The 21,913-nt window shown below is 70.7% G+C and carries 24 protein-coding genes; 8 read left to right on the top strand and 16 right to left on the bottom strand.

The window, feature by feature from the left end; all coding sequences use genetic code 11:
* Positions 1-3: 3 nt before the first annotated feature.
* On the bottom strand, positions 4-405 hold the full coding sequence (hisI, locus tag ACZ3TS_RS03240) for a phosphoribosyl-AMP cyclohydrolase (RefSeq protein WP_467613322.1): 402 nt from the start codon (positions 403-405) through the stop codon (positions 4-6).
* 82 nt (positions 406-487) lie between these two features.
* Here hisI and ACZ3TS_RS03235 point away from each other — a divergent pair, with 82 nt between their 5' ends.
* The gene (locus tag ACZ3TS_RS03235) at positions 488-1,123 is read left to right on the top strand and encodes a TIGR03085 family metal-binding protein (RefSeq protein WP_467613320.1); all 636 of its coding nucleotides are present in this window, start codon (positions 488-490) and stop codon (positions 1,121-1,123) included.
* An 8-nt stretch (positions 1,124-1,131) separates the two neighbouring features.
* Here ACZ3TS_RS03235 and ACZ3TS_RS03230 read toward each other — a convergent pair whose 3' ends face one another.
* The 10 genes from ACZ3TS_RS03230 to hisD all read right to left on the bottom strand — a co-directional run bounded on the left by ACZ3TS_RS03230 (position 1,132) and on the right by hisD (position 8,857).
* The gene (locus ACZ3TS_RS03230) at positions 1,132-2,388 is read right to left on the bottom strand and encodes an MFS transporter (protein ID WP_467613318.1); all 1,257 of its coding nucleotides are present in this window, start codon (positions 2,386-2,388) and stop codon (positions 1,132-1,134) included.
* A gap of 14 nt (positions 2,389-2,402) precedes the next feature.
* The gene (locus tag ACZ3TS_RS03225) at positions 2,403-2,990 is read right to left on the bottom strand and encodes an ArsR/SmtB family transcription factor (protein WP_467613316.1); all 588 of its coding nucleotides are present in this window, start codon (positions 2,988-2,990) and stop codon (positions 2,403-2,405) included.
* A gap of 129 nt (positions 2,991-3,119) precedes the next feature.
* The gene (hisF, locus tag ACZ3TS_RS03220) at positions 3,120-3,875 is read right to left on the bottom strand and encodes an imidazole glycerol phosphate synthase subunit HisF (protein ID WP_467613314.1); all 756 of its coding nucleotides are present in this window, start codon (positions 3,873-3,875) and stop codon (positions 3,120-3,122) included.
* On the bottom strand, positions 3,872-4,285 hold the full coding sequence (locus ACZ3TS_RS03215) for a RidA family protein (RefSeq protein ID WP_467613312.1): 414 nt from the start codon (positions 4,283-4,285) through the stop codon (positions 3,872-3,874). The genes hisF and ACZ3TS_RS03215 overlap by 4 nt, the downstream gene beginning before the upstream one ends.
* Positions 4,282-5,016: a bifunctional 1-(5-phosphoribosyl)-5-((5-phosphoribosylamino)methylideneamino)imidazole-4-carboxamide isomerase/phosphoribosylanthranilate isomerase PriA gene (gene priA / locus ACZ3TS_RS03210; RefSeq protein ID WP_467613310.1), complete on the bottom strand. Its 735-nt coding sequence runs from the start codon at positions 5,014-5,016 to the stop codon at positions 4,282-4,284. Before priA ends, ACZ3TS_RS03215 begins: the two co-directional genes overlap by 4 nt.
* Before the next feature lie 3 nt (positions 5,017-5,019).
* Positions 5,020-5,661: an imidazole glycerol phosphate synthase subunit HisH gene (hisH, locus tag ACZ3TS_RS03205; RefSeq protein ID WP_467613308.1), complete on the bottom strand. Its 642-nt coding sequence runs from the start codon at positions 5,659-5,661 to the stop codon at positions 5,020-5,022.
* Positions 5,658-5,822 (bottom strand): hypothetical protein, encoded by a 165-nt coding sequence (locus ACZ3TS_RS03200; protein WP_467613306.1) that lies wholly within the window; start codon positions 5,820-5,822, stop codon positions 5,658-5,660. The genes hisH and ACZ3TS_RS03200 overlap by 4 nt, the downstream gene beginning before the upstream one ends.
* A 4-nt stretch (positions 5,823-5,826) precedes the next feature.
* Positions 5,827-6,429 carry an imidazoleglycerol-phosphate dehydratase HisB gene (gene hisB / locus ACZ3TS_RS03195; RefSeq protein ID WP_467613305.1) on the bottom strand — a complete coding sequence of 201 codons (603 nt, stop codon included), beginning with the start codon at positions 6,427-6,429 and terminating at the stop codon, positions 5,827-5,829.
* Positions 6,426-7,535, bottom strand: a complete 1,110-nt coding sequence (locus ACZ3TS_RS03190) for a histidinol-phosphate transaminase (protein WP_467613303.1) — start codon at positions 7,533-7,535, stop codon at positions 6,426-6,428. Before ACZ3TS_RS03190 ends, hisB begins: the two co-directional genes overlap by 4 nt.
* Positions 7,532-8,857: a histidinol dehydrogenase gene (hisD, locus tag ACZ3TS_RS03185; RefSeq protein ID WP_467613301.1), complete on the bottom strand. Its 1,326-nt coding sequence runs from the start codon at positions 8,855-8,857 to the stop codon at positions 7,532-7,534. The genes ACZ3TS_RS03190 and hisD overlap by 4 nt, the downstream gene beginning before the upstream one ends.
* 453 nt (positions 8,858-9,310) lie before the next feature.
* Here hisD and ACZ3TS_RS03180 point away from each other — a divergent pair, with 453 nt between their 5' ends.
* From ACZ3TS_RS03180 to ACZ3TS_RS03155, 6 genes are all read left to right on the top strand, one after another.
* Entirely contained in the window at positions 9,311-9,532 is a 222-nt protein-coding gene (locus ACZ3TS_RS03180; protein ID WP_467613299.1) for a hypothetical protein, read from the top strand.
* Between the two features lie 105 nt (positions 9,533-9,637).
* Positions 9,638-11,218 carry an oxidoreductase gene (locus ACZ3TS_RS03175; RefSeq protein WP_467613297.1) on the top strand — a complete coding sequence of 527 codons (1,581 nt, stop codon included), beginning with the start codon at positions 9,638-9,640 and terminating at the stop codon, positions 11,216-11,218.
* A 152-nt stretch (positions 11,219-11,370) separates the two neighbouring features.
* Positions 11,371-12,408: a hypothetical protein gene (locus ACZ3TS_RS03170; RefSeq protein ID WP_467613295.1), complete on the top strand. Its 1,038-nt coding sequence runs from the start codon at positions 11,371-11,373 to the stop codon at positions 12,406-12,408.
* An 11-nt stretch (positions 12,409-12,419) separates the two neighbouring features.
* On the top strand, positions 12,420-13,160 hold the full coding sequence (locus ACZ3TS_RS03165; RefSeq protein WP_467613293.1) for an LON peptidase substrate-binding domain-containing protein: 741 nt from the start codon (positions 12,420-12,422) through the stop codon (positions 13,158-13,160).
* A gap of 25 nt (positions 13,161-13,185) precedes the next feature.
* A complete protein-coding gene (gene ybaK / locus ACZ3TS_RS03160) occupies positions 13,186-13,686 on the top strand; it encodes a Cys-tRNA(Pro) deacylase (protein ID WP_467613291.1) in 501 nt (166 codons plus the stop codon).
* 39 nt (positions 13,687-13,725) lie between these two features.
* Complete coding sequence (locus tag ACZ3TS_RS03155; RefSeq protein ID WP_465269763.1) at positions 13,726-13,800, top strand: hypothetical protein; 75 nt, start codon at positions 13,726-13,728, stop codon at positions 13,798-13,800.
* 70 nt (positions 13,801-13,870) lie between these two features.
* Here ACZ3TS_RS03155 and ACZ3TS_RS03150 read toward each other — a convergent pair whose 3' ends face one another.
* From ACZ3TS_RS03150 to ACZ3TS_RS03135, 4 genes are all read right to left on the bottom strand, one after another.
* Positions 13,871-14,557 (bottom strand): AAA family ATPase, encoded by a 687-nt coding sequence (locus ACZ3TS_RS03150; RefSeq protein ID WP_467613289.1) that lies wholly within the window; start codon positions 14,555-14,557, stop codon positions 13,871-13,873.
* Positions 14,558-14,591: 34 nt separating this feature from the next.
* The gene (locus ACZ3TS_RS03145; RefSeq protein ID WP_467613287.1) at positions 14,592-15,410 is read right to left on the bottom strand and encodes an ABC transporter permease; all 819 of its coding nucleotides are present in this window, start codon (positions 15,408-15,410) and stop codon (positions 14,592-14,594) included.
* Positions 15,411-15,501: 91 nt separating this feature from the next.
* On the bottom strand, positions 15,502-16,473 hold the full coding sequence (locus ACZ3TS_RS03140; RefSeq protein ID WP_467613377.1) for an ABC transporter ATP-binding protein: 972 nt from the start codon (positions 16,471-16,473) through the stop codon (positions 15,502-15,504).
* A 107-nt stretch (positions 16,474-16,580) separates the two neighbouring features.
* Positions 16,581-17,795 carry an NYN domain-containing protein gene (locus ACZ3TS_RS03135; RefSeq protein WP_467613285.1) on the bottom strand — a complete coding sequence of 405 codons (1,215 nt, stop codon included), beginning with the start codon at positions 17,793-17,795 and terminating at the stop codon, positions 16,581-16,583.
* Positions 17,796-18,017: 222 nt separating this feature from the next.
* Between ACZ3TS_RS03135 and ACZ3TS_RS03130 the strand changes: the two genes are divergently transcribed.
* On the top strand, positions 18,018-18,191 hold the full coding sequence (locus ACZ3TS_RS03130) for a hypothetical protein (RefSeq protein WP_467613283.1): 174 nt from the start codon (positions 18,018-18,020) through the stop codon (positions 18,189-18,191).
* Between the two features lie 129 nt (positions 18,192-18,320).
* On the opposite strand, the gene dnaE is transcribed toward ACZ3TS_RS03130, so the two are convergent.
* Positions 18,321-21,857, bottom strand: a complete 3,537-nt coding sequence (gene dnaE, locus ACZ3TS_RS03125; protein WP_467613281.1) for a DNA polymerase III subunit alpha — start codon at positions 21,855-21,857, stop codon at positions 18,321-18,323.
* Positions 21,858-21,913: the final 56 nt, after the last annotated feature.

Here is a 21,913-nt window from a genome sequence, read left to right as displayed (position 1 = left end):
ACCTTACTGATCCGCGGAGGGCACGCCGGAACCGGCGTCCTTGAGGAGCACGTCGGCGTCGAAGCAGGTGCGATCGCCGGTGTGGCAGGCGGCGCCCACCTGGTCGACCCTGACCAGCAGGGTGTCGGCGTCGCAGTCGAGGGCGACCGACTTGACGTGCTGGACGTGGCCCGAGGTGTCGCCCTTCACCCAGTACTCCTGGCGGCTGCGCGACCAGTACGTGCACCGCCCGGTCGTCAGGGTGCGGTGCAGCGCCTCGTCGTCCATCCAGCCGAGCATCAGCACCTCGCCGGTGTCGTACTGCTGGGCGATCGCGGGGAGCAGCCCGTCGGCGCTGCGCTTGAGGCGCGCGGCGATCTCGGGGTCCAGGCCGCTGGGCCTGCTGGGGTCAGGCGTGCTGGTCATGCCGACCATTTTGCCGCGCCGCGCCGGCCTGCCGGGCCACCGTCCGGTGGGCGGACCGTCCCCCCGGTCGTACGCTGACTGCATGTCGACCCATGCGAAGCGTGAACGACTTCTCCTCGCCGACCTGTTGGAGGCCACGGGCCCGGACGCCCCCACCCTGTGCGAGGGCTGGAGCACCCGTGACCTCGCCGCGCACGTCGTGGTGCGCGAGCGCCGCCCGGACGCCGCCGGGGGCATCCTGATCAAGCAGCTCGCGCCACGCCTGGACCGGGTGATGGAGGAGTTCGCCGCGAAGCCGTACGAGGAGCTGATCCAGCTCATCCGTACAGGTCCGCCCCGTTTCTCACCCTTCTCGCTGAAGCAGATCGACGAGATGTCGAACACCGTCGAGTTCTACGTCCACACCGAGGACGTCCGCCGGGCGCAGCCCGACTGGACGCCGCGCGAGCTGGACCCCGTCTTCCAGGACGCGCTGTGGTCGCGGCTGGAGCGGACGGCACGGCTGACCGGCCGGGGCGCGCCGACGGGCCTGGTGCTGCGCCGTCCCGACGGGCAGACGGCCGTCGCGCACCGGGGCACACCGGTCGTGACGGTCACCGGCGAGCCCGCCGAGCTGCTGATGTTCGCCATGGGGCGGCAGCGCGTGGCGGACGTGGAGCTGGAGGGCGACAAGGACGCGGTCGCGAAGGCGCGGGAAGCGAAGGAACTGGGAATCTGAGCGGGTGGTCAGCGCGGCAGCTCGGCGCGGCGCAGGTCCCGGACGCACAGGGCCAGGACCCCGCCCAGGCCGCAGACCACCGCGCTGACGACGAACACCGGGCCGGTCCCCCACGCTCCGATCGCGGCGGCTGACAGAGGCATGCTGAGCGGGGCGAAGCCGAGGCTGACCAGCATGGACACGGCGGTGACGCGGCCAAGGTAGGCGGGGTCGGCCTGGGTCTGCAGCAGGGCACCGCACATGGCGCCGCTGAGACCCGCGGACAGCCCGACGAGCAGGGCGACGCCGACTGCCGCGACCACGCCGGGGACGTAGGCGAGGGCACCGATCGCCACGGAGCCCGCGAGGATCGCGTACGCGGCCACGTACCCCGCGTGGGGCAGCCGCCCGCGCACGGCCAGCAGCAGCGAGGCGGCCGCCGCCCCGGTCCCGAAGCCGGCCAGTACCCAGCCCATCCCGGGGGCGCCCCAGCCGCGCTCGTCGGCCAGCAGGGTCAGGCCCACGTTGAACGGCCCTACGAAGCCGAGGTCGCCGAGGGCGATGGCCAGCACCAGTGGGGCGAGGACACGGTGGTGGCGGATGTGGCGCAGGCCCGCCACCAGGTCGCGCCAGGCGGTGCTCTCCCGGGCATCCGCAGTGTCGTCCGGGGGCAGCTCGCGCATGCGTACGGAGACCAGCAGCGGCACCGACACGGCGATCAGCAGGCCGGCGAGCCCGAACGCGGCCGCCGCGCCGCCGAGCGCCACCCCGATGCCGCCCAGCGGGGCGCCGGCGACGCTCGCGAACCGGTACGCCAGGCCCCGCAGACCCTGCACGCGGGCGAGCTGGCCCTTGGCGGTGATCCGGGCCGGCAGGGCACCGACGGCAGGTACGAACACCGCGTCGACCGTGCCGAAGACCAGCGCCAGCAGAGCCAGCGGCCACAGACCGGGGCTGGTGACGAACAGCAGGCCCGCCACCACGAGCACGGTCGCGCAGCGCACGGCGTCGCTGCCGATGACGACCTTCCGTGGGCCGATGCGGTCGGCGACCACTCCCCCGCCCAGCATCAGCAACGCCCGCGGCAGGGCGCTCACCGCCATCACGGCGCCGGCCTGCGCGGGCGATCCCGCTCGCACCGCCGCCCAGGAGAGGGCGATGTAGTAGACGTTGTCGCCCATCATCGACGCGGCGTAGGCGGCGAGCCAGCGCAGGACGTTGCCGTCGCGGTGGGCGGGGCGGTCGGCGGCGAGCCGCCCGGAGGACGTCACGGGCACGGTGGTCAAGGTGGTGGCCTCTCTCAGGGGCGGAACGGGAATCCGTACAGGTGCAGCGCGACGTTCTCGCGCCCCTCGGTGTCGCCGGCCGTGTCCGCGGCGCGCCCCTTGTCGTCGTACTTCTTGAGCAGGGCGTGCAGCTCCCGGCCCAGCTCGGCCAGCTCGGCGGGGGTCAGCCGCGACAGGTACTCGGAGTCGAACGAAGCGCTGTTCCACTCGGGGCCCCAGTGGGCTCGCTCGTCGAGGTGGCGGTAGTACAGCTCACTGCGCTGCTCGTAGAAGAGCCGGGAGGCCGACTTGTGGGCGGCCACCTTCTCCGGAGCATCCCGGAAGTCCTCGTCGTGGATGCTGACGCCGTCCGACGCGGGCTGCCACCAGCGCTCGCGTCCGTCCTCGCTCTGCGGCTCGGCCTCTTCGATCAGCCCATGCTCGGCGAGCTTGCGCAGGTGGTAACTGACCAGCGACACGGCCTCGTCGACCAGCTCGGCGAGCCGTGAGGCGGTCGCCACGCGCTCGAGGTACAGCGCCCGGTAGAGCTTCATCCGCAGCGGATGAGCGAGCGCCTTCAGGGTGCCCGTGTCGGTGATCCGGCGGTTCTCCTTCCTTGGCATGCACCTCACCATAGATACGAAAGAAAAATTGCACAACAGATTTTGCGCAACTTCCCTTTCGTATCCGGCCAGATCAAGGCGCGGCCACCAAGGGCGACCGGGGCTGGACGACAGACGGCCTGCGCGGCGTCACCTCACAGGGTGTCCCGCCTCCCGCAGCGCCCCCTTCACCTCGCCGATCCGCAGGTCCCCGAAGTGGAACACGGACGCCGCGAGCACCGCGTCCGCGCCCGCGGTGATGGCCGGGGCGAAGTCGGCCAGCTTGCCGGCGCCGCCGGACGCGATGACGGGCACGGTCACGTGCTTCCGCACGGCCGCGATCATCTCCAGGTCGTAGCCGTCCTTCGTGCCGTCCGCGTCCATCGAGTTGAGCAGGATCTCGCCCGCGCCCAGTTCGGCGGCCCGGTGGGCCCACTCGACGGCGTCGATGCCGGTGCCCCGGCGCCCGCCGTGGGTCGTCACCTCGAAGCTTCCGGACGAGGTCCGCCGCGCGTCCACCGACAGGACCAGCACCTGACGGCCGAAGCGCTCGGCGATCTCGCGGATCAGGTCCGGGCGGGCGATCGCGGCCGTGTTGACGCCCACCTTGTCGGCGCCCGACCGCAGCAGCTTGTCCACGTCCTCGGCCGTGCGCACACCGCCGCCGACCGTCAGCGGGATGAACACCTGCTCGGCGGTGCGGCGCACCACGTCGTACGTCGTCTCACGGTTGCCCGAGGACGCGGTGATGTCCAGGAACGTCAGCTCGTCGGCGCCCTCGGCGTCGTACACCTTGGCCATCTCGACGGGGTCACCCGCGTCGCGCAGGTTCTGGAAGTTGACGCCCTTGACGACCCGGCCGTTGTCCACGTCCAGGCACGGGATGACTCGGACCGCCAGGGTCATGAATCGGGCTCCTCTGAATGTCCTCTGAATGCTTCTAGTTCCACTTCGACCAGGATGCGCGGGTCGACGAAGCCCTCCACGACCAGCAGGGTCGAGGCCGGGCGCACGGAGTCGAAGAGCTCCTTGTGGGCCCGGCCCACCTCGTCGACGTCCCGCAGATGGGTCAGGTACATCCGGGTCCGGAGCACCGACTCGCGACCGAGCCCGAACTCGGCGATCGCCTCCAGCGCGCTGGTGAACGCCACCTTCGCCTGTTCGTACGGGTCGCCCTCCCCATACAGCACCCGGCCCTTGAAAGCCGACGTACCGGCCACCAGGACACGGTCGCCCGCCGCGACGGCGCGCGCAAAACCGAAGGTCTCTTCCCACGGGCTTCCGCTCTGCACGCGCCGTACGGCTTCGGACGTCATGACGACACAGCCTCCAAGGCCTCTTCCAGGGTGAACGCCTTCGCGTACAGGGCCTTCCCGACGATCGCCCCCTCGACACCGAGGGGGACGAGGTCGGCGATGGCCCGGAGGTCGTCCAGGGACGACACACCGCCGGAGGCGACGACCGGGCGGTCGGTGGCGGCGCAGACGTTCCTCAGCAACTGAAGGTTCGGGCCCTGGAGCGTGCCGTCCTTCGCGATGTCGGTGACCACGTACCGGGCGCAGCCTTCCTTGTCGAGGCGCTCCAGCGTCTCGTAGAGGTCGCCGCCGTCACGGGTCCAGCCTCGGCCGCGCAGGGTCGTGCCCCGTACGTCGAGACCGACCGCGATCTTGTCGCCGCGCTCGGCGATGACCTTGGCGACCCACTCCGGCGTCTCCAGGGCGGCCGTGCCGAGGTTCACGCGCGTGCAGCCGGTGGCCAGGGCGGCGGCCAGGGTGTCGTCGTCCCGGATGCCACCGGACAGCTCCACCTTGATGTGCATGTCCTTCATGCGCTCGGCGACCTCTGCGATCAGCGCGCGGTTGTCACCGGTGCCGAAGGCGGCGTCCAGGTCGACCAGGTGCAGCCACTCGGCGCCCGCCCGCTGCCAGGCGAGGGCGGCCTCCAACGGGGAGCCGTACGAGGTCTCCGTGCCGGACTCGCCGTGCACGAGGCGGACGGCCTGGCCGTCGCGGACGTCGACGGCGGGGAGGAGTTCGAGCTTGGCCATGGTCTACAGGGTTCCGATCCAGTTGGTGAGCAGCTGCGCTCCGGCGTCGCCGGACTTCTCGGGGTGGAACTGCGTCGCCCACAGGGCGCCGTTCTCGACGGCCGCCACGAAGGGCTTGCCGTGCGTCGACCAGGTCACCTTGGGGGCGTGCAGCAACGGGTTCGTCGTCTCGAACCGCCAGTCGTGGACGGCGTAGGAGTGCACGAAGTAGAAGCGCGCGTCCGCGTCCAGGCCGGCGAACAGCTCGGAGTCGGCCGGTGCCTCGACGGTGTTCCAGCCCATGTGGGGCACGATCTCGGCCTGCAGCGGCTCGACCGAGCCGGGCCACTCGTCGAGGCCGTCGCTCTCCACACCGTGCTCGATACCGCGGGCGAACAGGATCTGCATGCCGACGCAGATGCCCATCACGGGGCGCCCACCGGACAGGCGGCGGTCGATGATCCAGTCGCCGCGGGCCTGCTTCAGGCCCTGCATGCAGGCGGCGAAGGCGCCGACGCCCGGCACCAGCAGCCCGTCCGCGTTCATGGCCTTGTCGTAGTCGCGAGTGATCTCGACATCGGCGCCCGCGCGCGCGAGGGCGCGCTCGGCGGAGCGGATGTTGCCGAAGCCGTAGTCGAAGACCACGACGCTTTTTGGGGTGCTCAATTCCACACCTCCAGACGAAGGATGCCCGCGACGAGGCACATGGCCGCGCCGATCGAGAGCAGCACGACGAGGCTCCTCGGCATCTGCTGCTTGACGAAGGAGACGATTCCGCCGACGAGGAAGAGGCCGACGACGATCAGGACGGTGGACAGCCCGTTCATGGCTTTACAGCGCACCCTTCGTGGAGGGGAGGATGCCCGCTGCGCGCGGGTCGCGCTCGCTCGCGTAACGCAGCGCCCGCGCCAGCGCCTTGAACTGGCACTCCACGATGTGGTGCGCGTTGCGTCCGTAGGGCACGTGCACATGCAGCGCTATCTGGGCCTGGGCGACGAAGGACTCCAGGATGTGCCGGGTCATCGTGGTGTCGTACTCGCCGATCATCGGCGCCATGTTCTCGGGCTCGGTGTGCACGAGGTAGGGACGGCCGGACAGGTCGACGGTGACCTGGGCGAGCGACTCGTCCAGCGGGACCGTGCAGTTGCCGAAGCGGTAGATCCCCACCTTGTCGCCGAGCGCCTGCTTGAAGGCGGCGCCGAGCGCGAGGGCGGTGTCCTCGATGGTGTGGTGCGAGTCGATGTGCAGATCGCCCTCGGTCTTCACGGTCAGGTCGAACAGACCGTGCCGGCCGAGCTGGTCGAGCATGTGGTCGTAGAAGCCGACGCCGGTCGCGATGTCGGTCTTCCCGGTGCCGTCGAGGTCGATCTCGACGACGACCGAGGTCTCCTTGGTCGTCCGCTCGATTCTTCCGAGGCGTCCCTCGCGAGTCATGCGCTCTGCTCCTTCTTCAGTTCACGTACCGCGTCGAGGAACGCGTCGTTCTCGTCCGGGGTTCCGGCGGACACCCGCAGCCAACCCGGTACGCCGTTGTCCCGGACCAGGACGCCCCGGTCCAGGATCTTCCGCCAGGCCTCGTGGGCGTCGGGGAACCGCCCGAACTGCACGAAGTTGGCGTCGGACTCCGTGACGTCGTAGCCGATCGCGCGCAGTTCGGTCACCAGCCGGTCCCGCTCGGCCTTCAGCTGCTCGACGTACTTCAGCAGCGTGCCGGTGTGCTCCAGGGCGGCCAGGGCGGTGGCCTGGGTGACCGCCGACAAGTGGTACGGCAGCCGTACGAGCTGCACGGCGTCCACGACCGCCGGGTGCGCGGCGAGATAGCCGAGGCGCAGGCCGGCGGCCCCGAACGCCTTGGACATCGTCCGCGAGACGACGAGATTCGGCCGACCTTCGATGAGCGGCAGCAGCGACTCGCCGTGGCTGAACTCGATGTACGCCTCGTCCACGACGACCATCGACGGCTTCGCCGCCTGCGCCGCCTCGTACAGGGCGAGGACCGTCCCGGCGGGAACCGCGTTGCCCGTGGGGTTGTTGGGGGTCGTGATGAAGACGACGTCCGGTCGGTTCTCGGCGATCGCCTTCTCGGCGGCGGCGAGGTCGATCGTGAAGTCCTCGTTGCGCGGACCCGAGATCCAGCCGGTGCCCGTGCCGCGGGCGATCAGCGCGTGCATCGAGTACGACGGCTCGAAGCCGATCGCTGTCCGGCCCGGTCCGCCGAAGGTCTGCAGCAGCTGCTGGATGACCTCGTTGGAGCCGTTGGCCGCCCAGACGTTCTCGATGCCTACCTGGTGCCTGCCGGTCTTCGTCAGGTATTCGGCCAGCCGGGTGCGCAGTTCGACCGCGTCCCGGTCCGGGTAGCGGTTGAGGTCACGGGCGGCCTCGCGCACGCGCTCGGCGATCCGTTCGACGAGCGGCTCGGGCAGCGGGTACGGGTTCTCATTGGTGTTCAGCCGTACGGGGACGTCCAACTGGGGCGCGCCGTAAGGGGACTTTCCACGCAGTTCGTCCCGTACGGGGAGATCGTCGATTCCGAAGCTCACTTGCTCTCTGGCACCTTCCAACCGAACCTGGCCTTGATCGCCGCGCCGTGCGCCGGCAGGTCCTCCGCCTCAGCCAGCGTCACCACGTGGTGCGCGACCTCGGCCAGCGCGTCCTTCGTGTAGTCGACGATGTGGATGCCGCGCAGGAAGGACTGGACGGACAGCCCCGAGGAGTGGCAGGCGCAGCCGCCGGTCGGGAGCACGTGGTTGGAGCCGGCCGCGTAGTCGCCCAACGAGACCGGCGCCCAGGGACCGACGAAGATCGCGCCCGCGTTCCGTACCCGATCGGCGACCGCGGCGGCGTCCGCCGTCTGGATCTCCAGGTGCTCGGCGCCATATGCGTCGACCACCCGAAGGCCCTCGTCGATCCCGTCCACGAGCACGATCGCGGACTGCTTGCCCTGGAGGGCCGGGACGATCCTGTCCTCGACGTGCCGGGTGGCCGCGACCTGCGGCTCCAGCTCCTTCTCCACCGCGTCGGCGAGCTGCACCGAGTCGGTGACGAGGACGGCGGCGGCGAGCGGGTCGTGTTCGGCCTGGCTGATGAGGTCCGCGGCCACGTGCACCGGGTCGGCGTTCTCGTCCGCGAGGATCGCGATCTCGGTCGGACCGGCCTCGGTGTCGATACCGATCTTGCCGGTGAAATAGCGCTTGGCGGCGGCGACCCAGATGTTGCCGGGGCCGGTGACCATGTTGGCGGGCGGGCAGGACTCGGTGCCGTACGCGAACATCGCGACGGCGGTGGCTCCGCCGGCCGCGTACACCTCGTCGACGCCGAGCAGGGCGCAGGCGGCGAGGATCGTCGGGTGCGGCAGGCCGTCGAACTCGGCCTGGGCCGGGGAGGCGAGGGCGATCGACTCGGCGCCGGCCTCCTGGGCGGGCACGACGTTCATGATCACGGACGACGGGTAGACGGAGCGGCCTCCCGGCGCGTACAGCCCGACGCGCTCCACCGGCACCCACTTCTCGGTGACCGAACCGCCGGGCACGACCTGGGTGGTGTGCGCGGAGCGGCGCTGCTCGCGGTGGACCAGCCGGGCGCGGCGGATGGACTCCTCCAAGGCCGCACGCACCGCCGGGTCGAGCTGGTCGAGCGCCTTGTCCAGCGCCTCGGCCGGGACCCGTACGGACTCCAGGCGCACGCCGTCGAACTTCTCGGCGAAGTCGATCAGCGCCGCGTCGCCCCGATGATGCACGGCTTCGCAGATGGGACGCACCTTCTCCAGGGCGGCCTGAACGTCGAAGTCGGCTCGGGGCAACAGGTCACGCAGGGCGGGACCCTCGGGGAGGGCGTCGCCGCGCAGATCGATTCGGGAGATCACATGGCCAATTCTCTCAGACGGCGACGACGCCCTGGACGGCCGTATCAATGGCTGATACAGAGCGTGGGCGAGCGGGTCGGATTCCGTGGCCGGCCGGGTCCGGCCCGGATGCCCGACGCGTCGCGGGTCCTGCCGCGGTTCGTGGGGACGGCGCCGGGCCCGCCGGACCGCACAACGCCCCGACCGACGAGACCCGCACCCGCGCGTGTCGGACCGCAAGCCTTGACCCGGCCGGATGCCCGGCACGACCGGTGTCCGGCCGCCGGGTCAGGCGTGCGGTAGTCGCGGGGACAGGCGGGTCGGAGTCGCCGTAAGACGCGTGTCGAAGCCGGGGCCGACCGACACGCCACCGGCCGGGGCCTGTTCTCCGGGGACCCGGCGCGGCGCGGGACACGACTCGCTCCAGAGGCCGCGCATCCGGCGATACGCACGGCGTCGGCCAGAACCGGCGCCGTGACCGGCACGGGTGTCGGGCAGGCCGGACCTGATCCGGTGGTGGCGCTGCACGTCGGCGCCGAGAGCACGGCGGAGCGCGAATCGCCGCCCGGCTCCCGGCCCCCTCGCGGCGTGTCGCCGCCCGGCCCCACGGGCTGCCCGCGGCGCGCGATGGTCGGGCCGGTCGTGGCCGGATCCGGCGCGCCGGGGGTGTGGGTGGTGGCCGGATTCCATGGCTGAGAGCGGACCCGGAAGATCAGCTTCACCATTAGCGTTCGGCCCGTCACACAGCGGGCATGAACGGTCGTACCGAACCCGCGAGTAGCTGGGGAGAAAGGAAATGCCGTGACCGAGGGTGCCGGCATCCGCACAGGAGACCTGCCGGAGGACCTGACCGTCGCCGAGGCCGGGATGTGGCAGGCCTTCCGCAACGGCAGCGTGTACGACCTGCGCGGCGGGGACGCCGCGGTGGACGATCCGCACGGCGGCCACCCCTGGGGACCCGAGCGCAGCGTACGGGCGCGGATCGTGGCGTGGCTGCTCCTGGACGGACCGCCCGCGCTGGCGGGGCGGGTCTCCTCGCTCAAGCTGACCGGTGTGCAGATCATGGACACACTCGATCTGGCGGGCGGCACGATCGTGCCGTACGTGGAGTTCAAGGGCTGCCGGTTCGAGCAGGAGATCCTGCTGCCGGAGGCCCGCTTCACGACCATACGGCTGGTGGACTGTTCGGTCCCGCGCCTGGAGGCGGCGCGAGTGCACACGGAGGGCGATCTGCACCTGCCGCGCTGCCGCTTCCACAACGGAGTGCGCCTCACCGACGCACACATCGGCACCGATCTGCTGCTCAACCAGGCCGTCGTCTACCGGGACCGGCGCGGCCGCTCGATCACCGCGGACGGGCTGACCGTCGGACAGGACCTGCAGGCCGAGATGCTGGAGTCGCACGGCGAGCTGAGCCTGCGCAGCGCCACCGTCGGCGTCTCGCTGAGCCTGCGCGGCGCCCAGCTGACCAACCCGTACACCCGGCTGGCCCTGAACGCCCCTCAGCTGACGGTCGAGCGGACGCTGTACCTCACCCCGGCGGGCATCGGCAATCCCCTGCTGACCAGCGGCACCACACCCGCGCGAGGAACGCGGGTACAACGGTTCGAGTGCCGGGGCGGGGTCCGGCTGGACGATGGACGGTTCGGGGACGCGGTCGACCTGGAGCAGGCCCGGTTCGAACTCGAGGACGACCAGGAGGTGTCCCTGCGCCGGGTCCAGACGCCCGAGCTGCGCTTCCTGGGCGAGCGGCCCGAGCGCGGCAAGGTGGTCCTCTCGGGGGCGCGGATCGTGAACCTGGTCGACCGGTGGACGAGCTGGCCGCCTCTCGGAAACCTGCACATGGGCGGCTTCGCCTATGAGAACGTGGTCCCGCAGGACGCCTTCCCGCTCGCCAGACGCCTGGAGTGGGTGGCGGCGGCGACCGCCGAGTACAACCCGGAGCCGTACGAGCGGCTCGCGACCGTGCTGCGCAACTCCGGCGAGGACGAGGACGCCCGCGAGGTGTTGCTCGCCAAGCAGCGGCGCCGCCGCGAAACGCTGCCGCTCGCGGCCAAACTGTGGGGCTACGCGCAGGACTGGACGGTCGCCTACGGCTACCGCCCGGGCCGCGCGGCGGTGTGGATGGCGGTGCTGTGGGCAGCGGCCTCGATGGCGTTCTCGCACGCGAGTCATCCGCCGGTGAACAAGGACGGGCACCCGGCGTGGAACCCCTCCCTCTTCGCCCTCGACCTGCTGCTGCCGGTCATCGACCTCGGCCAGGTGGGCCAGTGGCAGCTGAGCGGCGGCTGGCAGTGGTTGTCGGCGGTGGTGATCCTGTTGGGCTGGATCCTGGCGACGACGGTCGCGGCGGGGGCGACGAGGCTGCTGCGGCGCGGCTGACGGAGCCGGCCGGGGCAGCCGACGCATAGCTGCCCAACAGCGACGAAACAACCACCTTTTGCCCACTCTTGACTGTTGAGAGTACAACCAATTATGGATTGCGGTTTGGCTCTGGCGCTTCCCCGACCTGCGGCTTTTCAATGGTCGACACCATGGCACTGCTCCGCGCGTTCATCCGTATGGCACGGATGGCCCGTCACTCCCCCCACCCCGCCCCCGGGCTGCCCGCGGACGACGAGGTCCTGCTCGACGCGCCCGACGAACGTCTCGCACCGGCCCTGGTCGCGGCGGGCCGCGGCGACCACGGCCCGGCGGCCAAACTGCTCGCGACCACGCGGGAGGCCGCCGAGTGGGAGGACCGCGACCGGTATGTGATGCGGCTGGCCCGCTTCGCACGCTCGCGCGGCGAGTGGTTCGCGGACTGGTGCGCCATGGCCCCGGACGATCCGGACGCGCGCCTGGTGAAGGCGGAACTGGCCCTGACCCGCGCCTGGGAGTCGCCCGCACGGGCCGAACTCCTCCGCCGGATAGACCCGTTGATCACGGAGGCCACCGAGGGCGATCCGCGCGACCCGGTGCCGTGGCGCGTGGCGCTCGACCACGCGCGCGGCACCGACGCGGGCCACAAGGAGTTCGAGCGGCTGTGGGGCGAGGCGGTGGGCCGCTCCTCGCACCACTACGGCGCTCATGTGGCGGCCCTGCGCTACCTCTCCTCCGCCTGGCACGGATCGCACAGCGAGTGCTTCGACTTCGCCGAGACCGCCGCGCAGGACGCGCTGCCCGGCTCCCTCGTGCAGGCGCTGCCCCTGCGTGCGGCCTTCGCCTGTCTGACGGACGACGGCGGGACGTTGGTGGGCCGTGACCGGCTGGACGCGGCGGCGGACCGGGCGACCGCGTTGTCGGCGCAGTACGCGGCGGCCGATCCGTGGCCCGCGGAGGTCCGCAACCTCCTCACGTGTGTGCTGGCCGGGCTGGAGCGCTGGGAGGACGCGTTGACACAACTGCGCATGATCGGCCCGTACGCAACGTCGTTCCCCTGGGACCGCGTCGGTGACGATCCGCTGGGTGCGTTTCTGGAACTGCGGGAGCGCATCCGCCTGGAGGTGACGGCAACGCGCTCCCCGTGTTCGGCGAGGTCCCCCCTTCCACGGAGTGGGCATGCCGGACGCACGCCGTCCCGCGACCATTAGGCTTTCCCGTCGTGACCACCGTCCGGCTCCCGCTCTTCCCGCTGAACTCGGTGCTGTTCCCGGGACTCGTGCTCCCGCTGAACGTCTTCGAGGAGCGCTATCGCGCCATGATGCGCGACCTCCAGAAGACCCCCGAGGACGAACCGCGCCGCTTCGCCGTCGTCGCGATCCGCGACGGCCACGAGGTGGCGCCCAGCGCGCCCGGCATGCCGGACCCGACCGCACTGCCCGCGCGCGGCCCCGCGGCAGGCTTCGGCTCCGATCCGGCCAAGGCGTTCCACGGGGTGGGCTGCGTCGCGGACGCGGCGACGATCCGGGAGCGGGCCGACGGCACGTTCGAGGTGCTGGCGACGGGGACCACGCGCGTCCGTCTGCTCTCGGTGGACTCCTCGGGCCCCTATCTCACGGCCGAGTTGGAGGAGCTGCCGGAAGAGCAGGGCGACGAGGCGGGCGCGCTCGCCGAGGGGGTGCTGCGGGCGTTCCGTCAGTATCAGAAGCGACTGGCGGGCGCGCGGGAGAGGTCACTGTCGACAGGCGCGGACCTGCCTGACGAACCAGCGGTGGTGTCCTACCTGGTGGCGGCCGCGGTGATGCTGGACACGCCGACGAAGCAGCGACTGCTCCAGGCCCCGGACACCGCTTCCCGGCTCCGTGACGAGCTGAAACTGCTTCGCTCGGAGACGGCGATCATCCGTAGTCTGCCGTCGTTGCCGGCGTCGGACCTGACGCGGGGTCCGACGAGTCTGAACTGACGCGACATGTGGGGAACAGGCCGGGATGGCTAAGAAGGCGAAGAAGCAGCAGCCGGGTGGAACACCGGCGACGGTGGCGCTGACGGCCGCCGGGGTGGAGTTCACCGTCCACTCCTACGATCACGACCCGTCGCACCCCTCCTACGGCGAGGAGGCGGCCGAGGCGATGGGCGTGTCCCCCGACCGGGTCTTCAAGACGCTGGTCGCGGACGTGGACGGCGCGCTGGTGGTCGGGGTGGTCCCGGTGGCGGGCTCGCTGGACCTGAAGGCGCTGGCGACGGCTGTGGGCGGCAAGCGGGCCGCGATGGCGGACCCGGCGCTGGCGGAACGCACGACGGGGTACGTGCGCGGTGGCATCTCTCCGGTGGGCCAGCGCAAGAAGCTCCGCACGGTGCTCGACGAGTCGGCGTCCTCGCACGCCACCATCTGCGTCTCGGCGGGCCGCCGAGGCCTTGAGGTGGAGCTCACCCCCGACGACCTGGCGACACTCACGGAAGCGACCCTGGCGCCGATCGCGCGCGCCTGACCACTCGACGAACCGCCCATCCTCGGCTAGTACGGAAATATGTCGAAGAGGACACGCAAGCGCAAATGGCGCATGAAGAAGGGCCACGCGAATCACGGCCACCGTCCGGCGTAGCCACGCCCTCACCTCGGCGCCGGGCAGCCTCCGTCGGCTGCTCCGGCGCCCCGTTTCACCCGCAGGCGGCCTACGCCGGCGGCACGGCCGAGCCGTACGGCGTCTCGTACGGATCCGGGTCGCGCGGGCCGAACAGCGCCGTCAGCCCGAGGTGCACCACCAGCGCGGCCAGCGACCACGCGAGCAGCGCCCCCTTCGCGCTCAGCTTCAGGGGTGCGGAGAACGTCACGCCCTTGCCCACGGCCTTGGCGTGCGCGATCACGTTCTGCGTGGGCCCGAGCCAGACCCCCACCCGCCACGCGAGCAGGGACCCCAGCAGCCCGCCCACGGCGAGCGCCACCACCAGCGGCACCCCGCCGCGCTTGCGCACCAGGAAGACGACCAGCGCGCTGAGGACACCGAACCCGACCGCGAGCAGGGTGAACGTCCCGTCCACGCCGATGGCCTGCTCCCCCTCGGTGTCCTTCAGGTAGACGACCCAGTTGTTGTCGACCAGGTCCCCCACCAGCGGCACACGCGGCGCCAGCCACGACCACAGCACCCCGAGCAGCACCCCGGCGAGCGCAACGCCCACCGTGATCACGACTGCCTCCCGCACCTCGGTCTTCATGCCGGGCCCGTCCGACCCGTACACGGACGTGGCACCGTGCGGAGCGGGTCCGGCGTCCTGAGGTGCCGACACGGCTTGCCACGCGTCGTGCGAGGAATGCGGGGAGTGTTCATGCGGCGGCGGAGGCGGAGTCAACGGAGCGGTCACCTTCACATCCTGTCAGGCGAGTCTGTCAGACGCGTCACCGGACGGCCGCCCGGCGGTACGCCCAGGTCGCCAAGGCCAGCGACGCCACGCCGACTGCGGCGCACACGCCCAGGTCGCCCAGGACCAGCATCCAGTCCGGATGCCGGCCGAAGGTCCGCGCGAACGCCTCCACACCGTACGTCGACGGCAGCAGGTCCCGCGCGATCTGCACGATCTCCGGCATCCGGTGGGCCGGCAGCACCCCCAGCAGCAGCGCCGTCGACATCCCCAACTGCCCCAGCAACGTGGCCAGTTCGGGTCTCGGCGCGAGCAGCCCGAGCGCGGCGCCGAGCCCGGACAGCGCGGCCCCGGAGAGCGGGATCACCGCGACCAGCACCCACAGGTGAGCGAGCGGCATCCCGAAGAGCACACACCCGAAGACGGCCGTCACCACGGTCCCGGGCACGGTGAAGGACGCATACGCCCCTGCCGCCCCCAGCACCACCGCGGCCGCCGGCACCGGCAGCGTGGCGTAGTGGTCGAGCCCGCCGCTGCCGCGCAGCTGGCCGAAGTACTGCGCCAGCAGGTTCAGTCCGACATAGGCGACGACCAGAACGGACGCCCCGGCGACCACGGACCGTGCGTCACCCCCGCCGTCCACGACGCCGCGCATCATGATCATGATGCCGATCGACTGGAACGTGGCCACGAACAGCAGTGGAATCCGCGCGACCCGCGCCCGGGACAGCTGCGCCCGGTACACGGCGGCGAGCGACGGCCACAACCGCGCGCGCGGCCCGAGGGCGGCCTCGTCCTCGAAGCCTCCGTCCACCACCGCGGCGCCGGGCAGAACCTCGGCGGGTACGACACTCACGTCGCGCTGCTCCTCTTCGTTCCTGCCGCCGCCCCGCCCCCGACGGACACGACGCCTCTTCCGCTCCATACGGACCCGACGCCCCGCACGCTCATGTCTTCACCAGCCCTTGGGTGCTGCCGCCGAGCGCCAGATAGACGTCCTCCAGGCTGGGCGTGGCCAATGTGAAGTCGTCGAGGGCGGCGAAGGCGGCACCGCCGGTGACGGTGGCGACGGCCGCGCGCGCCTCCTCCGGGGCCATCCGCAGCGACCAGCGGCGTCCGGACTCGACGGCACGGGCACGCAGCGCCGCGACCTCGGGCACCTCGAGCGGCGCCTGCTCGCGCCACACGAGTTCGACCCGTACCTCGCCCCCCACCCGCTCCTTGAGCCCGGCCGGGGTGTCACAGGCGATGACGCGGCCCCGGTCGAGAACGGCGACCCGGTCGAGGACGGTCTCCGCCTCGATCACGTTGTGGGTGACCAGCAGAACGGTCGTGCCGCGCTCGGCCCGTCGCCGGTCCACGGCGGCCCATACGGCCCGCCGCGCGACGGGGTCCATACCGGTGGTCGGCTCGTCGAGCACAAGCAGCGGCCGCTCCCCCACGAGTGCGGCGGCGAAGCAGGCGAGCCGGCGCTGACCGCCGGAGAGCTTCTTGAGCGGCCGTGAGGCGACCGGTGTGAGCCCGAGCTCGTCGAGCACGGCGTCCCGCTCCTCGCGCGCCTGCCGCAGATCGAGACCGCGCAGCCTTCCGGTCGTCTCGGCGGCGAGCGAGACGGTCAGCTCGTCCAGGGCGGTTGACTCCTGCCCCAGGTAGGCCAGGATCCGCGCGGCCCGCTCGGGGTGGCGCACGATGTCGTGCCCGAGGATCTCGACGCGGCCGCGGTCGGGCCGCATCAGCCCGGTCAGCTGCCGTACCAGGGTGGACTTGCCGGCTCCGTTCGGCCCCAGCAGCCCGAAGATCTCCCCGCGCCGGATGTTCAGCCCCACCTCGTCGGTGGCCCGCACCTCGGGTGTCCCGGGTGCCCCGCGCCGGCCTCTGACCGCCGGATAGGTCTTGGTCAGCCCGCGCACGGCGCACACGACATCGCCACCCTGCCGTCGTGCCTGTGCGGTGCGCGTACTCACAAGGGACGAGGGTACGGGGTCCCGCGCGTCGGGCGGTTCCCGGGGCACCGGCCCCTCATGCGCTACTCCCCGGCGGGGGCGTGCTCCGTTGCCGTGCGCTGGTCGATCTCCCGCCAGAACCCCGCCCGGATGGCGTACCGGTCGTGCTCGTCGATCTGGTCGTCCTTGTGCGCGAGCAGCCCGAACCGCGCCGCGTACCTCAGCAGTTCCCCGTCGATGCGGTGGGGCACCCGCGGATACATGCCCGACAGCTTCTGCAGATGCAACTGGTCGGCGAGCCGTCCGATCCAACGCCGCGCGAACACCTGACCCACCTCGTAGGGATCGCCGCCGACGGTGGTGATGTCCTCCTCCCGGTCGGCCCACCGCTGCTCCGCGGTCGTCAGCTGCGCCAGCGTCGGCAGCGAGGCGGCCTCCGGCGACTCGGCCGCGACGGGCCGGTCCACCCAGCCCTTGTCGGACGACCACCGCAACGTCGCCCCGGCGGGCTGCTGCACGGCCTGGGCGCCGGGCGCCCGCAGCGCCGCCAGATCCTTCGGTGTGGGGACGCCCTTGGAGGCCGGTACGCGCTCCTGAGCGCCGTTCTGTGCGGCGGCGGCCGAGGAGTGCTCCGGTTCGGCGGAGGGCCGCTCCGTCGCGGCCGCGAGTGCCGACTCGGGCAGCGGCGCCGACAGGATCGCGGCGATCTCGGGCCGCGGCACCGGCGGGGGCGCACACACCCCGCCCAGTTCCTTGGCCCGTACGGCCTTGGTGATCCAGGCCCGGTCAAGCACGCGCCGCTCGTCGGCCTCGGCGACCAGGTCCTCGGACTGGTTGTAGTCGCCGTCTGCGGCCTGCACGGCCCACAGGTGCACGGCGACCCCGTGCTCCTTCGCGGCCATCATTCCCGGCAGCAGATCCCCGTCGCCGGTGACGAGCACGACGTCGGAGCAGGCGCGGTTGCGGGCCAGCTCGGTCAGTTCGGCGTGCATCGCGGCGTCGACACCCTTCTGTGCCCACCGCCCGTCGCTGCGGGTCAGCGCGCCGAGGCGCACGGTCACCCGGGGCATCACGCGCAGCCTGCGGTGCTCGGGCTGCGGTACGCGGTCGGGGGCGCCGTCGAACCAGTAGATGCGCAGCAGCGGCCGTTCCGTATCCGACTCGGCGCGTTCGCGCAGCCCCTGGATGAGGGCGGCGTGGTCGACGGTGATCCGGGATCTCGAGGGCTCCCCGGCGAGCAGACTGGCGGCAGCCCCGAGCAGATACCCGGCGTCCACCAGGACGATGCAGCGGTCCACGCGTTCCACCCTCTTCCCGGGAGGTTTGCTTCGGGCTTGCTTCGAGTCTGCCCGACCTCGGGGAGGTTAACGGCCCGAACTCGATCTTCGGCGTGGCGGAGCACTGTATGCCCCCTCCACCGCCTCTGTCACGCACGGTAATTGCACGAAATGCGTTCTTTATCAGCCTATGTGAATCTGGTCCCGGCCCTGGCCCCTAGATCCCCCACAGGAGGCATCACCATGGCCAAGAACAAGAACCGCAAGCAGGCCGGCCCGCAGAACCGCTCCTCGGAGTCCGAGCAGGCACAGGAGCACAGGCCCTCGGCGGAGACGCACCAGTCCCCGATACCGCAGACCCAGGGCAGCCCCGCAGATGTTGCCCGTAAGAAGCAGAAGAGCTTCGGCCACAACTGAAGCCGGCGCCAGGGCACCTGAGGCCCGGCGGGCCGTCGAGGTCCGGTGGGGCCGTCCACGCCCAGGTACGCACAGAGGGGCGCACCCGTGACCGGGTGTGCCCCTCGCGTGCGTCGTCACCTCAGGTGATCAGCCTGCCAGACAGGACGGTCCGAGCAGGACCTTGAGGTCGCCGTAGAGCGCCGGGTCCGGCTTGACCCGGTGCCGGTCCAGCCTGAGGACGGTCGTCCTGCGCGGGCCCTGGAGCTTGATGCGGACCTCGCTGTCGCCCTTGTGCTGACTGAGGATCTCGCCGAGGCGGCTCACCATCGGCGGGGTGACCTTCACCGCCGGGATGGTGAGCACCACCGGCGCGTTGGTGCCCGCGGCCGACAGGTCGGGGACCATCAGCTCCATCGCGACCAGCCGCGGCACATCCTCGCGCTTGTCGAGGCGACCCTTGACGAACACGACTGCGTCCTCGACGAGTTGGGTCGACACCAGCTGGTAGGTCGCCGGGAAGAACATGCACTCGATCGAGCCGGCGAGGTCTTCGACCGTGGCGATCGCCCACGCGTTGCCCTGTTTGGTCATCTTGCGCTGCAGGCCCGAGATGATGCCGCCGATGGTGACGACCGCGCCGTCCGCGTGCTCACCTCCGGTGAGCTGGGCGATGCCCGCGTCGGCCTTGTCGGACAGCACGTGCTCCAGGCCGAAGAGCGGGTGGTCGGAGACGTACAGGCCGAGCATCTCCCGCTCCTGCGCGAGCAGATAGGTCTTGTCCCACTCCTCGTCGGTGAAGGTGACGTCGAGTCCGAAGCCGGGCTCGCTGCTCTCCTCCTCCATGCCGCCGAAGAGGTCGAACTGCCCCTCGGCCTCCTTGCGCTTGACCGCGACCACGTTGTCGATCATCGGCTCGTACTGCGCGGTGAGGCCCTTGCGGGTGTGCCCCATCGTGTCGAAGGCGCCCGCCTTGATCAGCGATTCCGTGGTGCGCTTGTTGCAGACCACCGCCTCGACCTTGTCGAGGTAGTCCGGGAAGGACGCGTACTTCCCCTTGGCCTTGCGGGACTTGATGATCGACTCGACGACGTTCGTACCGACGTTGCGCACCGCGGAGAGGCCGAAGAGGATCACGTCGTCGCCTTGGGCGGCGAAGTTCGACTCCGACTCGTTGACGTTCGGCGGGAGCACCTTGATGCCCATGCGCCGGCACTCGTTCAGATAGACGGCCGACTTGTCCTTGTCGTCCTTGACCGAGGTGAGCAGCGCGGCCATGTACTCGGCGGGGTGGTTCGCCTTCAGGTAGGCGGTCCAGTACGAGACCAGGCCGTACGCCGCGGAGTGTGCCTTGTTGAACGCGTAGCCGGCGAACGGGACCAGCACGTCCCACAGGGCCTGGATGGCCTCGTCGCTGTAGCCGTTCTTGCGCGCGCCGGCCTGGAAGATGGTGAAGTTCTTCGCCAGTTCCTCGGGCTTCTTCTTGCCCATCACGCGGCGGAGGATGTCGGCCTCGCCGAGCGAATAGCCCGCGATGATCTGGGCGGCCTTCTGCACCTGCTCCTGGTAGACGATCAGGCCGTAGGTGACGTCCAGAACCTCCTTGAGCGGCTCCTCCAGCTCCGGGTGGATCGGCGTGATCTCCTGCTGGCCGTTCTTGCGCAGCGCGTAGTTGGTGTGGGAGTTCATGCCCATCGGGCCCGGGCGGTACAGGGCCGACACGGCGGAGATGTCTTCGAAGTTGTCCGGCTTCATCAGACGCAGCAGCGAGCGCATGGGGCCGCCGTCGAACTGGAAGACGCCGAGCGTGTCACCGCGCTGAAGGAGGTCGAAGGTCGTGGGGTCGTCCAGCGGCAGCGCCAGCAGGTCGATGTCGACGCCCTTGTTGGACTTCACCATCTTGACGGCGTCGTCCATGATCGTCAGGTTGCGCAGGCCGAGGAAGTCCATCTTCAGCAGGCCGAGCGACTCACAGCTCGGGTAGTCCCACTGGGTGATGGTCACGCCGTCGGTGTGCCTGACCCAGACGGGCACGTGCTCGGTGATGGTCTCGCTGGACATGATCACGCCGGCCGCGTGCACACCCATCTGCCGCACCAGGCCCTCGACGCCCTTGGCGGTGTCGATGACCTTCTTCACGTCCGGCTCGTTCTCGTACATCCCGCGGACCTCACCCGCCTCCGAGTAACGCGGGTGCTCGGAGTCGGTGATGCCGGACAGCGGGATGCCCTTGCCGAGGACGTCGGCGGGCATGGCCTTGGTGATGCGGTCGCCCATCGCGTACGGATAGCCCAGCACACGCGCGGAGTCCTTGATCGCGTTCTTGGCCTTGATGGTGCCGTAGGTGCCGATCATGGCGACCTTGTCGGCGCCGTACTTCTCCGTCACGTATCTGATGACCTCGACGCGCCGACGCTCGTCGAAGTCGATGTCGACGTCCGGCATCGAGATGCGCTCGGGGTTGAGGAACCGCTCGAAGATCAGGCCGTGCGGGATCGGGTCGAGGTCGGTGATGCCCATGGCGTAGGCGACGATCGAACCGGCGGCGGAGCCACGGCCGGGGCCGACCGCGATGCCGTTGTTCTTGGCCCACATGATGAAGTCGGCGACCACGAGGAAGTAACCCGGGAACCCCATCTGGATGATGACGTCCATCTCGTACTCGGCCTGCTTCTGGCGGTCCTCGGGGATGCCGCCCGGGAAGCGGCGCTCCATGCCGCGGCGGACCTCCTCCTGGAACCAGGTGACCTCGGTGTAGCCCTCCGGGATGTCGAACTTGGGCATGAGGTCGCGCTTCTCGAACATGCCCGTGGTGTCGACCTGCTCGGCCACCAGCAGCGTGTTGCGGCAGCCTTCCTGCCAGGCGTCCGAGGAGTCGATGGCGTACATCTCCTCGGTGGACTTCAGGTAGTAGCCGGTGCCGTCGAACTTGAAGCGGTCCGGGTCGGAGAGGTTCTTGCCGGTCTGGATGCACAGCAGGGCGTCGTGGGCGCCCGCCTCATGGGCGTACGTGTAGTGCGAGTCGTTGGTGACCAGCGGCGGGATGCCGAGCTTCTTGCCGATCTCCAGCAGGCCGTCACGGACCCGGCGCTCGATCTCGATGCCGTGGTCCATCAGCTCCAGGAAGTACCTGTCCTTGCCGAAGATGTCCTGGTAGTCGGCGGCAGCCTTCAGGGCCTCGTCGAAGTGACCGAGGCGCAGACGGGTCTGCACCTCGCCCGAGGGGCAGCCGGTGGAGGCGATCAGGCCCTCGGACCACTGGGAGATGGTCTCCTTGTCCATGCGGGGCCACTTCTGCAGCCAGCCCTCGGCGTACGCGTCCGAGGAGAGGCGGAAGAGGTTGTGCAGGCCCGTCGCGTTCGCCGCCCAGATCGTCTTGTGGGTGTAACCACCGGAACCGGAGACGTCGTCCCGCTTCTGGTGCGGCTGGCCCCACTGGATCTTGCGCTTGTTGCGCCGCGACTCCGGGGCGACATACGCCTCGATGCCGATGATCGGTGTGACTCCGGCCTTCTTCGCGGAGTGGAAGAAGTCGTACGCCCCGTGGAGGTTGCCGTGGTCGGACATGGCGATGTGCGTCATGCCCATCTCGTTGCACGCGTTGAACATGTCCTTCAGCCGCGCGGCACCGTCCAGCAGCGAGTACTGGGTGTGGACGTGCAGGTGCGTGAACGGCGGCTTTGACACGGCTGCGGCCTCCAAGGGAAACGGGTCTCGACGGGTGTCCTACCGGCTGCGGACAG

Source organism: Streptomyces sp. NPDC022910 (assembly GCF_055561075.1).
Note: the sequence above shows the minus strand (reverse complement) of the source record. Positions and strands in the feature narration are given on the sequence as shown.